The organism is Mesorhizobium sp. M0909, from assembly GCF_040319515.1.
Taxonomy (GTDB): Bacteria; Pseudomonadota; Alphaproteobacteria; order Rhizobiales; family Rhizobiaceae; genus Mesorhizobium.
On sequence record NZ_JAMYOA010000003.1, the window covers coordinates 348,915 to 365,135 of the forward strand.

The 16,221-nt window shown below is 60.4% G+C and carries 12 protein-coding genes and 2 pseudogenes; 13 read left to right on the forward strand and 1 reads right to left on the reverse strand.

Annotated elements, in window-relative coordinates; translation table 11 throughout:
- The first annotated feature begins 113 nt into the window (after window positions 1-113).
- From NKH83_RS06355 to NKH83_RS06415, 13 genes and pseudogenes are all read left to right on the forward strand, one after another.
- The gene (locus tag NKH83_RS06355; protein WP_352802640.1) at window positions 114-1,181 is read left to right on the forward strand and encodes a class I SAM-dependent methyltransferase; all 1,068 of its coding nucleotides are present in this window, start codon (window positions 114-116) and stop codon (window positions 1,179-1,181) included.
- Between the two features lie 100 nt (window positions 1,182-1,281).
- A complete protein-coding gene (gene dndC / locus NKH83_RS06360) occupies window positions 1,282-2,421 on the forward strand; it encodes a DNA phosphorothioation system sulfurtransferase DndC (RefSeq protein WP_352802643.1) in 1,140 nt (379 codons plus the stop codon).
- Entirely contained in the window at window positions 2,414-2,632 is a 219-nt protein-coding gene (locus NKH83_RS06365) for a DNA modification system-associated small protein (protein WP_352703328.1), read from the forward strand. Before dndC ends, NKH83_RS06365 begins: the two co-directional genes overlap by 8 nt.
- Window positions 2,633-2,654: 22 nt before the next feature.
- Entirely contained in the window at window positions 2,655-4,724 is a 2,070-nt protein-coding gene (gene dndD, locus NKH83_RS06370; protein WP_352802647.1) for a DNA sulfur modification protein DndD, read from the forward strand.
- Between the two features lie 665 nt (window positions 4,725-5,389).
- A pseudogene (locus NKH83_RS06375) lies at window positions 5,390-6,243 on the forward strand (FtsK/SpoIIIE domain-containing protein).
- Window positions 6,240-6,500, forward strand: coding sequence for a sulfurtransferase TusA family protein (locus NKH83_RS06380; RefSeq protein ID WP_352802648.1), 261 nt, complete (start codon window positions 6,240-6,242; stop codon window positions 6,498-6,500). Before NKH83_RS06375 ends, NKH83_RS06380 begins: the two are co-directional and overlap by 4 nt.
- A gap of 199 nt (window positions 6,501-6,699) precedes the next feature.
- Window positions 6,700-6,921 (forward strand): annotated as a pseudogene (locus tag NKH83_RS06385) (LacI family DNA-binding transcriptional regulator); the annotation flags it as partial.
- 211 nt (window positions 6,922-7,132) lie between these two features.
- Window positions 7,133-8,530, forward strand: a complete 1,398-nt coding sequence (locus tag NKH83_RS06390) for a DUF6600 domain-containing protein (RefSeq protein ID WP_352802651.1) — start codon at window positions 7,133-7,135, stop codon at window positions 8,528-8,530.
- Window positions 8,531-8,741: 211 nt separating this feature from the next.
- Complete coding sequence (locus NKH83_RS06395) at window positions 8,742-9,797, forward strand: LacI family DNA-binding transcriptional regulator (RefSeq protein WP_352703319.1); 1,056 nt, start codon at window positions 8,742-8,744, stop codon at window positions 9,795-9,797.
- 69 nt (window positions 9,798-9,866) lie between these two features.
- Entirely contained in the window at window positions 9,867-11,120 is a 1,254-nt protein-coding gene (locus tag NKH83_RS06400) for an ABC transporter substrate-binding protein (RefSeq protein WP_352802655.1), read from the forward strand.
- 380 nt (window positions 11,121-11,500) lie between these two features.
- Window positions 11,501-12,427 (forward strand): carbohydrate ABC transporter permease, encoded by a 927-nt coding sequence (locus NKH83_RS06405; RefSeq protein WP_352802658.1) that lies wholly within the window; start codon window positions 11,501-11,503, stop codon window positions 12,425-12,427.
- A complete protein-coding gene (locus tag NKH83_RS06410) occupies window positions 12,427-13,284 on the forward strand; it encodes a carbohydrate ABC transporter permease (protein WP_352802661.1) in 858 nt (285 codons plus the stop codon). The genes NKH83_RS06405 and NKH83_RS06410 overlap by 1 nt, the downstream gene beginning before the upstream one ends.
- 27 nt (window positions 13,285-13,311) lie before the next feature.
- Window positions 13,312-15,294 carry a glycoside hydrolase family 127 protein gene (locus tag NKH83_RS06415; protein WP_352479925.1) on the forward strand — a complete coding sequence of 661 codons (1,983 nt, stop codon included), beginning with the start codon at window positions 13,312-13,314 and terminating at the stop codon, window positions 15,292-15,294.
- Here the strand turns inward: NKH83_RS06415 and NKH83_RS06420 are convergent.
- The gene (locus NKH83_RS06420) at window positions 15,281-16,021 is read right to left on the reverse strand and encodes a gamma-glutamylcyclotransferase (protein WP_352479926.1); all 741 of its coding nucleotides are present in this window, start codon (window positions 16,019-16,021) and stop codon (window positions 15,281-15,283) included. The genes NKH83_RS06415 and NKH83_RS06420 overlap by 14 nt on opposite strands.
- Window positions 16,022-16,221: the final 200 nt, after the last annotated feature.

Consider the following 16,221-nt stretch of genomic DNA (forward strand, 5'->3'; position numbering starts at 1 on the left):
CCCTGACGCTTGTTTTCTAACACTGCAATTAATTTACACGCACCGCCAGCGCTGCATCAGCGGCGATACTGGGCTACGCTAGCGAATAAAATGGGTGATTCGCGCGGGCTGATATGAGTCAGGAACAAATAGAGCACGATTTGTTTCTAGCTGCATTCAACCAGAATGCGGAGCATTTTCGTTCATTGAATACTTTGATGTGGCAAGTGCCACTCATTGCGATGACGCTTACAGGCGGCCTTTGGTACGGCGTTTCGACTTCTCCGTCATCTAAAGTTATTCAGATTTGCCTACTTGGATTGGCTATCATCGGAAATTTTGGGCTGTTTGTTGCGTTAAGTCGAATTAGGTTCATCATGGGGTGCTACCTTGAATGGTTCGAGAAAAGCTACCCAAGAGGCTACATCAAAGCCGAGGGTAACGGAAAAATTCGGGGTGATGGACTCTTTTCGGGCCGCAAAATTGTTCAGCGTGTGTTCCAATGCGTGCTCGGCGCGGCAGCAGCGTTAAGTCTAGTGCTGCTGGTCATGACAGGGTTTGAGATGTACTCTACGAAGTCGCGTTCGATCAACTACTACGACAAACGCGCGGAGGATTTAGCTGACGCTTATGAGGCTATTTCCTTCCAACAAGCTCATCCTGAACTCTATCGAGGGCTTGTGAACTTGGCGCCTATCGACGTATTAGATATTGGCGCAGGCACCGGCCGTGATGCGGCCTGGATGGACCAGCAGGGACACAAGGTGGTCGCTGTCGAACCTTCAGGGAGCATGCTGCAACTCGCCAGGACCCTTCATCCTTCGGCATCCATCGCTTGGTTTCAGGATAAGCTTCCGAAACGTGCTGACGTGGCGGATCGGAAGTTTGATCTGATCATATTGAGTGCGGTGTGGATGCATCTCCCAACTGCCGAACGCGGCGATGCGATCCGACGGCTGTCCCAATTGCTAAAAGACGACGGCCTCCTATACCTGACATTGCGTCTCGGACCATCAGATGACGAGCGAGGCCTTTACGCTGTATCCTTCGACGAACTTCAGCAAGCAGCAGGAAAGGAGGGACTAGCCGTTTCAGCCATCAGCGAGGCGCCAGATCTGCTCTCCAGATCTGGCATTCGGTGGCAGCGGGTCGCAGTTGTAAGAATTGGTCAGCAATCAAAGCTGGTCGAACCTAAACAATAGACTTAGGTTGGAGTAGCATAACGTCCACTTGTGATAGTTCCTGACCATATACGGGCGGCTTAAATATGCATTTTTTTGTCAGAATTGAGCGTTTAGAACCATGAGCGTGGCATTACTTGAACACAATCCGGCAGCCTCTATAGAGGAGATCTGGCGCAATACGTTGGAGCACATCAAAGAGGAGTATCTGACGCAGAATCAAAACTTTCCTTGGATAGTCGGCTTTTCCGGCGGCAAAGACAGTACGCTGGTAACTCACGCCATCTTTGAGATGCTGCTGGAAATTGCGCCTTCTCAACGGACCCGGCCCATTCACATCGTGTCCAATGACACGCTTGTCGAATCGCCTCTGGTCATGTCGCATCTGAACACCGTAACGCGGCAGATTGAGGATGCGGCAGTCGCGCTCGGCTTGCCGATCACGGTTGCGCGCACCCACCCCGACCCCGACAAGACTTTCTGGGTTCTTTTGATCGGCAAAGGCTACCCCAGCCCGAACATGACTATGCGATGGTGCACCGACCGACTCAAGATTCAGCCCACCAGCGGCTACATTAAGCGCCAGGTTTCAGCCTCTGGTGCAGCGATCGTTGTGCTGGGCGTGCGCCGCGATGAAAGCCAGAGCCGCCAGCGCTCGATTGATCGCCGCCGCAATGTCCGAGGCGAACACCTGTCCGAACATGATCGCCTGCCGGGTGCTTTCATCTTCCGTCCGATCATCGACCTCAGCATCGATGATGTGTGGGAAATTCTCGGCACGAACTTCGCACCTTGGGGTGGCGATCATGTACCCCTAATTCAGCTTTACCGAGACTCTGAGGGTGGAGAATGCCCGGTTGTTCTCTCGGCCGACGAAGCACCCGGATGCGGCACATCCAATAGCCGCTTCGGTTGCTGGACCTGTACAGTTGTCGAAAAGGACAAGAGCCTTCAGGGGTTCGTTGATTCGGGAATGCTGCATTATCAGCCACTCATAGAATTTCGTGACTGGCTAAAATCGGTCCGCAACCGTGCGGACATGCGTCAGGCCTTCCGGCGTAACGGCCGCTTGACGTTCGATACTAATGGCAAACATATTCCGGGGCCTTTCACCATTCAGGCTAGGAAAGAAATATTTGACCGTCTGCTAGCTGTACAGCAGAAGTTTGAAGGCGTGCTAATCTCTGATGTGGAGATTCGGCAAATCCGCCAGATTTGGGCGGACGAATTGCAAGCAATCGGGAGTCTCGCAAATGTCTGACACAACTGCTGCCGCCGAACTCGCGCTTAGCGATCTGCCCTTGTGGGCGGATGAGGATGCGCGTGAGGTGCTGGATCGCATCTGTGAGCAGCACGACGTGCCGGTTGACGTGCTGACGGAACTGGTCAGTCTACAACGTGAGCGCCAGCACCAAGAGCGGGCCTCGGGAATATATCCCCGCATCGAAGAAATCTTGGGACGTATGGACTGACTGGCAGGAGAGAGGGGGGGGCATGTGGGTATCAAAAATCGAACTGGTCTGCTTTAAGTCGTATCAACATCAGGAGTTCACTTTTCCCGAGCCAAGTAATGGCAAAAATGTCGTCCTGATCGGCGGCCTCAATGGTTATGGGAAAACGTCGATTCTGGAGGCGCTGTATCTTTGTCTTTACGGCAAGGATGCCCTAGCCCACCTCGCGCGCGCCGGCCTGAAGACCGACGACGTGCGGGGTTATCCTACTTTTCTCGAAAAGGCCTTCAATGGCGAGGCGCTGCGGGATGGCCGCGACACCATGCTGGTGCGCGTAACAGTACATCGTAGCAAGCTTAAAGCTATTGAGATCACGCGCAAATGGTATTTCCGAAGCAACGGCAGTTGGACTGACGAGGAAACCACTGTGCGAGCGATTACCCGGAATGTGCCCGAGATGCCGCGCTCGGATGGTAAGAACGGCTTTAATCTGGCCGACATGCTGGACGATTTTTTCGTCCCTGCGCATATCGCGCCGTTTTTCTTTTTCGACGGTGAGGAAGTGAAGAAGCTCGCCGATCAAAGCCGAATCGAGCAGGTCAAGCAGGGACTCGAAGGCCTGCTTGGCGTGGTGCTGCTGCGATCGTTATCGGATCGGCTGCGGCAATTCGAGCAGTCACGGCGGCAAGGCGTGGTTACCGTTGACGAAGAGCGGCTTGCGGTTTTAGAGCGCAGTCTGCGCGAGAATGAAAGGCTGGAACGGGAAGTCGTTCAGCAGATCGAAACCGCCAAGGAGCAGAAACGGCTTCTCACGGCCGAGTTCCAGTCAATTTTGGAGCGCGTGACGTCCGCCGGCGGCGGCGGAGGGGACACCGCGACTTATAAAGAATTGGTCGAGGAGCGTGAACAGTTCCGGAATGCCCAGCGCGAGAATTTACGTGCGCAAGAAGAGATCCTTTCCGGTCGTCTGCCGTTTCATCTGGCCTCAAAGTCCATATTGGAGACGATGCGCCACCAACTCGAAGCTGAGGTGCGTTACTTCAAGTGGGAAGGTGAGAAGCAGGCACTTGAACCACGGAAAAACGAATTCCGTACAGCACTCGACCGACAGGTGCTCCCTTCGATCGATCCCCCGTTGTCCGACAGCCAGGGGGCCGCGCTCAATGCGCGCATCGACGCTGCGTGGGGCGCGCTGTTCTACCCCCCACCCGATGATTGCGCAGACAGAATCGTTCATTCGTATTTATCTCCCACCGACCGGACTAAGACGCTTGAATTTCTTGATTCGATCGCGGTCAGCCACCGCGAGGTGCAGGACCTGTTGTCCGAGCACGGACATCTCACCCAGCGTATCGATGACCTCGGCCGTAAGATCTCGAAGTTGGAAGGCATTGACCGCGACGGAACGCTTGCGGCTCTGACCCAGGAGTTAAAGGCTGTTCAGCAGAGGATTGAAAAATGCGACGAGGACATTCGTACTGAGGAGCGCCGGAAGACGGCGCTCGAGACGGATATCGTCCGGCAGCGCGCGGATTTTGAAAGAGAGAAGAAGAAGCTCGATGAGTCCTCACCGCTCAGATCGATCATCACAAAGTCGGAACGCATCCGAGCTGTGATCGAGGACCTGGTCCCGGCTCTTTTCCCCCTAAAGGTTAAGGAACTCGGCAGTTCCATGACCCAGGTCTACCGGCAGCTTGCGCACAAGGATCAAGTCTCGCGCATTGTCATCGCCAACGATGGCACGTCCAAGATATTGGGAAAGTCCGGCAAGGCCATAACTTTCGACCGGTCTGCTGGAGAGAACCAGATATTTGCGACGGCTCTGATCGCGGGCCTCGCTAAAGTGTCTGGCATCAATGCGCCGCTTGTGGTGGATACCCCATTGGGCAGGCTCGACAGCCGCCACCGCCACAACATTCTGCAATTTTGGACGAATGATGCAACCCGCCAGGTAATTCTTTTGAGCCAGGACAAAGAAATTGACCCTGAGTTTCATCGCCGGATCGCCAGACACGTTTCGAAGACATACCTTCTGGAGCACATGGATGTAGGTGACGGCGTAGGGCGCACTAGCGCCCGCGAGGATCGCTATTTTGTGGAAGCGGCCGAATGACAACGCTCACGGTCCAGCAAATTATGTCATCGCGTTTCCGGACTAGTGCCGAGGCCGATGCAAAAACAAAGGCGCTGATGGAAGGACTTGCCCTTTCTACCAAGGCCAATGTCGCCCGGCTGGCCATTGGGCGGTCGCTGGCTGCAGGAGCGCTACCAGATGACACTGTTGACGCAAAGGGGCTTGAAATCCCAGCCACCTCGCTCTTTACCCAGGTCGACGTGACGACGTGGGTCGGTCTCCTAGCCACACATGCATCGATTCATGGCGGTGGGTCTTTCGACAGCATGGATAGTTTTAGAACTGCTGTTCGGCGGCATTGGCATCGCGGCGCCAGCCTTCTGATGAATGACTGGAAAGACGTGAATGAGGATTATGATGCCTTCATCGGGATCTTACTGAAACGACGTTCCGATCTGCCCGATACGCGCGCTGACAATGGCGTACGCGCACTCGGAGATATGGTTCCGGCCGCCGCAACGGAGGATATTTCCAAGCTACTGATAAAGGCTCTCTCCGATATTGGCGTGAGCGCTGACGTCAAAGGCGTCGTGCATGGGCCGCGCGTGTCGCGCTACAAAGTGCTGTTGCGGGACGTCAATCAGCTTGACAAGCTTCGAAAAGGGCTAGAGCGGCTGGCTCTCGCCCTGAATCTACAAAACATGATGCCCACGCTTGGCACTTCCGATGAGGCCAACACGCTTGCTCTTGACATTCCGCGCCCAAGAACGACGTGGATCAATGCCGGGCGCAAGGATCTCGAAGCGGCGCTCGATTCAATACCGCGCAAAGACAGCACGCTGGAAGTATTCCCCGGCCAGGGCGTTACGGGTCAGAACGTCCACTTTGATCTCGCCACCGCACCGCATCTGCTTGTTGGTGGAGCGACCGGACAGGGTAAAAGTGTATGCATGCATGTCCTAATAGTTTCGCTGATCACGCGCCACACGCCGGACACACTGAAACTTTGTCTTATAGATCCCAAGCAGGTAGAGTTTGCGGTTTATGAAGGCAGCAAATACCTCTGGAACAACGAAGTCGCGTCCGGCGTAAACCAAGCCCGTAATGCGATTGATGCCTTAGTCATCGAGATGGACAGCGCTACGTCCAGCTCAAAGCTCTGGGCGTGAATAATGTGTTAGATGCACGCCGGAAAGCAGGCGGATTTCCGTTTATTGTGGCGTTCATCGATGAACTAGCCGATCTTATCATTCAGGATCGGACCGTTGAGTCGAAGATCGTACGGCTCGCTCAAGCCGCCCGGGCGGCAGGTATTCATCTAGTGCTGGCAACTCAAAGACCTGACGCCAAGACGTTCAGCGGCCTCATTCGCAGCAACATTCCGTCCCGCATCGCGCTTACGGTCCAGAAGAGTACAGAATCGCAGATCATTCTTGACGAAACTGGGGCCGAAGATCTTCTCGGCAAGGGCGACATGCTTATAAAGCGTCCCGGCGAAGAGCTGGAACGAGCGCATGGGTTCTTTCTTAGTTTAACGGATGTGGAGGCGATGATATGAACTGTTCCACTACAGTTTCGCCGCTGTCCACCACCACCGAAGTAGATACGCGCGGCTTAAATTGTCCTATCCCTGTGCTGAAGGCTAGGCGAGCGGCGAAGACATTGATGCGGGGGTGCACCATGCTGGTCAGATGCACGGACCCCATGGCCAAAATCGACATCCCGCATTTCGCCAGAACCGATCATCATGGGCTGATCTCGTCTGGTGAGGAGAATGGCGAACTCTGGTTTCTTCTCCGGATTGGTGGCGCGTGAAAGCGTCGTTCGTTCAATAGACGCATATTCCGCCCCAGACGGGTCGCGCAACCTGCCCCCTTGCCATCCGCCATCATTCCCCTTTCCCCCTGAGAAAACCTTTTCCCAACTCTGCGGCATCCGCTGACTTCACCATTCAGCGCATCGCAGGCCGGTAAGAGAAAAGCTTTTCCCACTTGGGAGGATCGATATCCAAATCATGGGTCCGACGCGCCAGCCAACGCCCGTCTCCGCCAGGCCTCCCGTCACCCTCCGTGAGGTGGCGGCCATCGCCGGCGTGAGCGCTGCCACCGCCTCAAAAGCGCTGAACGGGCAGGGCCGGATGACGGCCGCGCCGCGGAGTTGGATTCGCGAGACGGCGCAGCGGCTTGGCTTTCGCCCGAACGGCCTGGCGCAGAGCCTGCTCAGGCGGCTCCCTTTCCGTCGGGCCCGCTGACCAACGACCTATCGCAGCGCCTTCGGCGCGCATTTGTGACGGTCACCGCCTTCATGAAGCAACTCTGATCCCAAATGTCATGGTGCGATGCCAAGCCGCTGCGGGAGCGGACGCGGGTAACATCGGCAAAATGGAACAATCAGGCAGCCGGCGGGTTTGTACGATGAAGGGCGATCTGTTTCGGAGGAAGATTACGATGAAACGCGTCCTTGCCCAACGTGCGGTGCGACTGATGCTCGGCGCCGCCTGCCTGCTCACGGTTGTCGAGATTCCCAACCCAATTGCGCCATTGTCGCTTGTGTCAGAGGCAAGGGCTGCCACCACCGTTTCGATCAGCACATTCTACGAAGACCTGTCTTCCTATGGCGATTGGGTCTCGTATCACGGAGCGACCGTTTTCGTGCCGGTTGATGTGCCTGACGATTGGCGTCCGTATACGCTTGGACATTGGGTCTACACCGAGCAGTATGGCTGGCTCTGGGTATCCGACGAGCCATTCGGCTGGGCGACGTACCATTACGGCCGGTGGGGCTATGCCGACGATATCGGCTGGTATTGGGTTCCGGGCACTCGCTGGGCGCCAGCATGGGTGAGTTGGCGTCGTGACAGGGAGCACATGATTTGGGCTCCGCTGCCGCCGCGCCGTGATCCGGATCTGATTTCAATCGAGGTGACCTTCGACACGACGCCGGATTATTACTGGGTTGTGGTTCCCACCCGCGAATTCCTTGCCGCGGACGTTTCTACCGTCGTCATCCGTGATGAGCCGGAGTTTGTGCGCATCGTCGAGGCGGCCGAGCCGGCTGGCGACGTGACGATCCAGAACAACGTCGTGATCAACAAAGTCATTGATGTCGATGTGATCGAAAAGGAGACGAACCAGAAGGTGACTGCCGTCAAGGTCAGCAAGACCGACGCGCCCGAGCAGTCCGGCAAACTGGAAAACGATACGGTCGCTGTCTTTGAGGGCGAGGTGAAAGCCGACCCTAAGGCCAAACCAGCCAAGCTCAAAGACATCGAGGAGGTGAAGCAGGTTCAGGCTGGCCGCAAATCGAAGCCGACCGAAGGCGCTGCAACGACCGAGCAGGCCAAGCCCGAAGAAACCGCCAAGCCTGAGAAGCCGAAGGCCGGCGAGCAGCCCGCCGCCGAGCAGCAGCAGGGCGAGCCGGAACAGGCGGCCAAGCCTGAGAAGCAGAAGACCAAGAAGCAGCCCGCCGCCGAGCAGCAACAGGCCGAGCCGGAACAGACGGCCAAGCCTGAGAAGCCGAAGACCAAGAAGCAGCCCGCCGCCGAGCAGCAACAGACCGAGCCGGAGCAGGCGGCCAAGCCTGAGAAGCAGAAGACCAGGAAGCAGCCCGCCGCTGAGCAGCAGGCTGAGCCTGAGCAGGCGGCCAAGCCTGAGAAGCCGAAGACCAGGAAGCAGCCCGCCGCCGAGCAGCAGCAGGTCGAGCCGGAACAGGCGGCCAAGCCTGAAAAGCAGAAAGCCAAGGAGCAGCCCGCCGAGCAGCAGCAAGCCGAGCCCGAGCAGGCGGCCAAGCCCAAGCCGCAGAAAAAGGAAAACAAGGCGTGCGATCCGCAGACTGACAGTTGCTAGCCTTGCGCGTAGACTACGGCACCGCGATCATTCCATCGCGGTGCCGCTGAGCGGCCATTCCCCCCCCTTGCCATCCCACATCCTTCGTCCTAATCTCTCCCTTGAGAAAACCTTTTCCCAACTCGCCTCGCATCCGCTGACCTCACCATTCAGCACTCCGCCGGACGATAAGAGAAAAGCTTTTCCCACCTGGGAGGATCATATCCAAATCATGGCGTCCGACGTCCAGCCAACGCCCGCCAAGCAGCCCGTCACCTTGCGTGAGGTGGCGGCAATTGCCGGCGTCAGCGTTGCCACGGCGTCCAAGGCGCTGAACGGGCAGGGACGGATGACGGCCGAGACGCGGACCCGGATTCGTGAGACGGCGCAGCGGCTTGGCTTTCGCCCGAACAGCCTGGCGCAGAGCCTGCTCAGGCGGCGCTCCTTTACCGTCGGGCTGTTGACCAACGACACCTATGGCCGCTTTTCGCTGCCGCTGATGGCCGGCGTTTCCGATGCGCTGGTCGATGCCGGCGTCTCGGTGTTTTTGTGCAATGTCGAGGACGACCCGCGCCTTGCCCAGCTGCATGTCGATGCCATGCTCGACAAGCGCGTCGACGGCATCATCGCCACCGGCAAGCGCATCGACCGCCACCTGCCGGTCGATCTCGCCAATCTCGGCATTCCGGCGATCTATGCCTTTACCGAGCCCGATCCAAACGCCATCGCTTTCGTGTCCGACGATGCCGGCGGGGCGCGGCTGGCGGTCGAGCACTTTTGTCGGCTCGGGCGGCGGCGCATCGCCCATGTCAGTGGTCCGGCGAGTTTTGCCGTGGTGCATGCCCGCGCCGAGGCCTATCGCGCGGTGCTGGCCGAGAACGGCTTGCCGGTCATGGAGCCGCTGCTTGGCCACTGGTCGGAGGCCTGGGGGCATGAGGCGGTCAAGACGCTGTTCGACCGCGAGGGGTTTGACGGCACGCGCGAAAAACCGGATGCGGTGTTTTGCGGCAACGACCAGATCGCGCGCGGCGTCATCGACGCCTTGCGCGAGCGCGGTATCGGCGTGCCTGACGAAGTCGGCGTCATCGGCTTCGACAATTGGCAGATCGTCGCCGAGGCGACCCGCCCGCCGCTGACCTCGGTCGACATGAATCTCGCAGCACTTGGCCGCGAGGCCGGCCTTGCCCTGCTGTCGCTCGTCGGCGGCGAACCCGCTGTGCCGGGCATCAGAAAACTGCCGTGCCGGCTGGTGGTGCGTCAGTCATGCGGCCGTCCGCCGGACGGCTGAAACGAAACGGGCCGTGTCGATTGCAAAGCGCTGGGGCGCGGCCGAGTTAAAACCATGTGGAGGAGAAGCATGAGAACCACCATTACCGGGCTCGCCATCGCCGCGAGCATTTTCGGCACGCTGGCAACAGTCGGTCCGGCCGCCGCCGACACCGCCAACATCTGGGTTCGCGCCGACGGCTCGAACTTCATGCCGCGCATCGTCGATGCCTTCAACAAGGGGCATCAGAACCAGATCAAGCTGGACATCATCCCCAATGCCGAAATCATCCCGAAATACGGCGCTGCGGCTGCTGGCGGCACCGCACCCGACGCGCTGTCGCTCGACCTGATCTACACGCCGTCCTTCGCCGCCGCCGGCCAGCTGGAGGACATCACCGACTGGGCGAAATCGCTGCCCTATTTCGCCAGCCTGTCGCCGGCGCATGTCAAGACCGGGACCTATAAGGGCCGCATCTACGGGCTGCCGTTCTCGGCCGATTCCTCGGTGCTGATCTGGAACAAGAAGCTGTTCAAGCAGGCCGGCCTCGACCCGGAAAAGGGCCCGACCAACTGGGCCGAGATCGAAGCTGACGCCGAAAAGGTCAACGCGCTCGGCGGCGACATCAAGGGCTTCTATTTCTCCGGCAATTGCGGTGGCTGCAACATCTTCACCTTCACGCCGCTGATCTGGGCCTCGGGCGGCGACATCCTGACGGAGGACGGCTCCAAGGCGACGCTGGACACGCCGCAGATGCGCGGCGCCATCGACCTCTACCGTTCGATGGTCAAGAAGGACCTGGTGCCTTCAGGCGCGCAGACCGACACCGGCTCCAACTTCTTTGCCGCCTTCGCCACCGGCAATATCGGCATCTCGCCGTCCGGCGCCTTCGCCATCGGCGCGCTGAACACGCAATATCCCGACATCGACTACGGCATCACCTTCCTGCCCGGCAAGGACGGCGGCTGGTCGTCGTTTGCCGGCGGCGACAATTTCGTCGTCACCAAGGGCACCACCAAGGTCGCGGTGGTGAAGGAGTTCCTCGATTTCGCCTATTCGCTCGAGGGCCAGACCATCCTGGCGAAATACGGCAGCCTGCCGGTGCGCGGCGACATCGCCAATGAGGCGCTGAAAGACCTCGACCCGCGCTACAAGGTTGCCGCCGAAGCGATGGCCAAGGGCCGCACGCCCTATTCGGTGGTGTTCAACGACCTGATCAACTCGGCCAACGGTCCGTGGAACCAGATGATGAACGAGGTCTTCTTCGGCGAAGACGTCGACGGCGCCATCGCCAATGCGCAGGAGACCATGCAGTCGATCATCGATTCGGCGCCGCAGAAGTAAAGCGCCGGCGCCCACCTCCCCCTCGAGGGGAGGTCGGACCGCAGGTCCGGGTGGGGTCATCGCGGCAGTGCTCGACGCTCTTTTGATGTCGGCGCGCTTCGCGGAGGACCCCACCCCCGGCCTTCGGCCGGACCCTCCCCTCGAGGGGGAGGGGGACGTCCCGCCAATGGAACAACAGGCATGAGCACCATCACAGTACGCCGTTGCAATGCTGGCTCCCCCTTCTCCCCTTATGAGAGAAGGTGTCGCCGAAGGCGACGGATGGGGGGTGCTCCAGCTTGGCACCCACGGCGATCCTTCCAACACCCCTCATCGGTCTCGGCGCTGCGCGCCGATCCACCTTCTCCCACAAGGGGAGAAGGGAAGGCGAGCGGCCAGCCATGACCACCATCACAGCAATCTCCGCCTCGACGCGCCCCCGCAAACTCGTTGGCGCCGGCCGCCGGCAGTGGATCGGCCTGCTCTATGTCGCGCCGGCCGTTGCCCTTGTCGTCGTCTTCTTCATCGTCCCGCTTTGCATGACGGCCTGGATGTCGCTGCACAACTGGCCGCTGATGGGCGCGCACAGCTTTATCGGCCTCGACAATTACTGGGCGATCCTGCGCGACACCCGCTTCTGGACCGCGCTGAAGTTCACCGGCTACTACACGGTGGTGGTGACGATCGCGATCTTCGCCGTCGCCTTTCCGCTGGCGCTGTTCATCGAAAAGCCGCGGCAGCTGACGGGCTTCTACCGCACGTCATTCTTCATGCCGGCGGTCATCGGCTTCGCCTCGGCCAGCCTTTTGTGGTCCTGGCTGCTCAATGTCGATTCCGGCCTGTTCAGCCCGGCCGCCTTCGAGCTTGGCCTGACCGAGAAGAAATTCAACCTTTTGGCGACCTTCCAGCCGGCCTTCTGGTCGATCATCGCCATGGTGGTGTGGAAGGTGGCGGGCTTTACCATGATCATCCTGATGACCGGCCTGCAATCGATCCCGCCGGATCTGCAGGAAGCGGCGATGATCGACGGGGCAGGGCCATTCGCGCGGTTCCGGGCGATTACCTTGCCCTTGATGCGCCGCACGCTGGCGCTGGCGCTGATCCTATCGGTGGCCGGCTCGATCCTCGCCTTCGACCAGTTCTACATCATCCTGCGCGGCGGCCCGCGCAACCAGACGCTGACCGCCGTCTACTGGATCTTCAACCAGTCCTTCGTGTCGTTCAAGCTCGGCTATGGCGCGGCACTTTCGATGGTCCTGCTGGTCATCCTGGTGGCGCTCAGCCTCATCCAGCTGCGGCTGCTGCGCCAGCCCGAGGGGGTCGACTGATGGCGCAGGCAAGGAGCCGCAAACGCCGCATCGGCATGCAGATTGCCGAGCACTCGACCGGCATTCTCGCGTCCATTCTGTTCCTGGCGCCGATCGCCTGGACGGTGCTTTCGGCCTTCAAGCCGGCACAGGAAGCGCGCCAGCCGCCGGTGCCGCCCTGGCCGACCAGCGGCATCTCGCTCGAGAACTACGCCACGCTCAACACCTTCGGCGATGGCCTCTGGCTGCCGGCGCAAAACAGCATCTACGTCTCGGTCATGACCGTGGTGCTGTCGGTGATCGTCAGCGTGCTCGCCGGCTACGGTTTCTCGCGCTTCCGTTTTCCGCTGAAGAACCTGCTCTTCGTCGTCATCCTGTCGACGATCATGATCCCGTTCCAGTCGATCCTGACGCCGATCTTCCTGGTGCTGACAAAAATCGGCCTGCACAACACGCTGACCGGGCTGGTCTGCGTCTATGTCACGCTGCAGCTGCCGTTCTCGATCTTCATGATGCGCAACGCCTTCGACGCGGTGCCGCGCCAGATCGAGGAGGCCGCGCGCATGGGCGGCGCCAACAATGTCACCATGCTCTTGAGGGTGATGCTGCCGCTGGTCTGGCCGGGCATCGTGACCATCGCGCTGTTCGCCTTCCTCGGCGCCTGGAACGAGTTTCTGGCGGCCCTCGTGCTGATGACAGACCAGTCCAAATTCACGCTGCCGATCATGATGACCGCACTCCAGTCCGGCCGCTTCGGCGCCATCGACTGGGGTGCCGTGCAGGCCGGCGTCACCGTGATGATGGTGCCGTGCCTCGTGCTCTTCCTGCTGCTGCAGCGCTTCTACATCCGCGGCCTGATGGCAGGGGCCGTGAAGTGACCAATCGAACCGAACCGGAGTGAATTGATGACCGCATCGCAATCCGCCAGTCAGGGCGCCAAGCCGAAACTCGCCTTCCGCCCGCTGCCGGTGCCGCAGGTCGACGTGCGCGGCTTCTGGGGCGACCGCGTCGATGCCGTCGCCTCGAAGACCGCCGGCATCCTTTACGACCGCTGCGTCGAGGCGCGCATGCTCGAGCAGATCGATCCGGACCGGCCATCGCCGGGCGTCGTCATCCCGTTCCACTCACCCTCGCCGGACGAGGCCGCCACCGCCGGCAACGAGTTCACCGGCTCGACGGTGACGACGCAGATGTTCTGGGATTCGGATTGGGGCAAGACCATCGAGACCGCCGCCTATTCGCTCTACCGCCGCCGCAACGAAGAGCTGGAGAAGAAGATCGACGCCGTCATCGATATGTACGGCAAGCTGCAGCAGCCCGACGGCTATCTGTCGAGCTGGTACCAGCGCATCCAGCCCGGCCTGCGCTGGACCAATCTGCGCGACTGCCACGAGCTCTATTGCGCCGGCCACCTGATCGAAGGCGCGGTCGCCTATTACCAGGCCACCGGCAAACGCAAGCTGCTCGACATCATGTGCCGCTACGTTGACCACATCGCCGAGACGTTCGGTCCCGAGCCCGGCAAGAAGAAGGGCTATTGCGGCCATGAGGAGATCGAGCTGGCGCTGGTCAAGCTGGCGCGGGTGACCGGCGAGCGCAAATATATGGAGCTTGCCAGATACTTCATCGACCAGCGCGGCCAGCAGCCGCATTATTTCGACGAGGAGGCGCGGGCCCGCGGCGCCGACCCGAAGGCGTATCATTTCAAGACCTACGAATACAACCAGTCGCATAAACCGGTACGCGAGCAGGACAAGGTCGTCGGCCATGCGGTGCGGGCGATGTATCTCTATTCGGGGATGGCCGACATCGCCACCGAATATGGCGACGACACGCTGCGGGTGGCGCTCGACCGGCTGTGGGACGATCTCATGACCAAGAACCTCTACGTCACCGGCGGCCTCGGGCCGTCCTCGCACAATGAGGGTTTCACCGCCGACTACGACCTACCCAACGACACCGCCTATGCCGAGACCTGTGCTTCGGTCGGCCTGGTGTTCTGGGCGAGCCGCATGCTCGGCATGGGTCCCAATGCGCGCTACGCCGACATCATGGAGCGGGCGCTCTACAACGGCTCGATCTCGGGCCTGTCGCTCGACGGCTCGCTGTTCTTCTACGAAAATCCGCTGGAGAGCCGCGGCGCCCACCACCGCTGGAAATGGCACCGCTGCCCGTGCTGCCCGCCCAATGTCGGGCGCATGGTCGCCTCGATCGGCAGCTATTTCTATGGCCTGTCGGACGACGCACTCGCCGTCCATCTCTATGGAAACGGCACGGCTCGTTTCGATATCGCCGGCCGGCAAATAGAGCTGACCCAGACCAGCAACTATCCCTGGGACGGTGCGGTCTCGATCTCCGTCGAACCGGAAGCGCCGACCGCGTTCACCTTGCATCTGCGCCTGCCGGGCTGGTGCCGCAAGGCAACGCTCAAGGTGAACGACGCCGATGTCGATCTGGCTACTGTCACCAGCGACGGTTATGCCGCGGTCCGCCGCGAATGGCGCAAAGGCGACCGCGTCGAGCTCGATCTCGAGATGGCGGTCGACCGTCTATACGCCAACCCGCAGGTGCGGCAGGATATCGGCCGTGTCGCACTGGCGCGCGGCCCGCTGATCTATTGCGTCGAGGAGACCGACAATTCCAGCCAGCTGCACCGCATCGCCCTGCCGCGCACGGCCGACATCGAGGCGCATCAGCAGCCGAACCTTCTGGGCGGCGTCGTGACACTTTCGGCGATCGCCAAAAAGGAGGCTTTCGAAAACTGGGAAGAGGGGCTCTACCGCACCGAACCGCCGGCGGTGGAGGACGCGAAGCTCACCGCCGTGCCGTATTTCGCCTGGGACAACCGCGACCCCGGCGAGATGCTGGTCTGGCTCAGGGACGAATGAAGCCCGGCGGCAGCGCCCGACCGATCTCCTCGGCCACAAGTTCCTGCAGCTGCCAGAGATTGCGGTCGCGGATGCCACAGGCGTCGAGATGGCGAATGGTCTCGAACAGATATTCGGCGCCCGAACCCCAATGGCCGACGGCGTTGGCCAGGGTCGCCGCTATCGCTCGCTTGTCGAGTTTGCCGGCATAGCGCGGATTGGCGCGATCGACAACGAAACCAAGCGCTTGGCCCATGCCGTCGGCTGTCCTGACCTGCAGCCAGCGCGGCAGGTTGACGGAGGGCAGGATGGTCATCTCGCGGCGCAGCAGCGCTTCGAGATTGGCCGCCACGGGCTCGGCGATCTCGAACACCATGCCCTGGCATTGGCCGCCGCGGTCGAGCGCCATCATCAGGCCGGGCTGCTCGACGGTGCCCCTGAAGCGCTGCACCGTAAAACAGAACGAACGGTGCCAGCCCGTCGCCACGGCCCGTTCGCCACCCCTGACCTCGCCGGCCGGCTTCCACAGCAGCGAGCCATAGGCGAACAGCTTCAACGGCCCGGCCGGCGCGCCGGCCAACACCTCGTCGCGAATGCGCGCGTAATCGGCATCGGTCATGTAGACCATGCCCGGTGTCGGCCCGGCATCCTCGACCGCACGCAAGGTGCGGGCGACCAGCGCCTCGGTCAGCGCCATCGGTGTCTTGCGTGGCGAACGCCGTGATGCGGCGGAAATGACCTTGCTCATCCTCATGCTCTCAGCCTTGCCGCCATGTTGCCGAAGGCTGAAGGATTCTCAAGGGCCCAGTACACCGGCGCGGTATCGGGATTCGAACTATCGTGTCGAACAGCTTGACTGGATTCGACGAAATACCCAGCGGGCTTAAGCGCGTCGACTGAACCCGTTTCAGCGCGACGCGCTTCAGTGCGGAGGCTGATCTGGCCGGC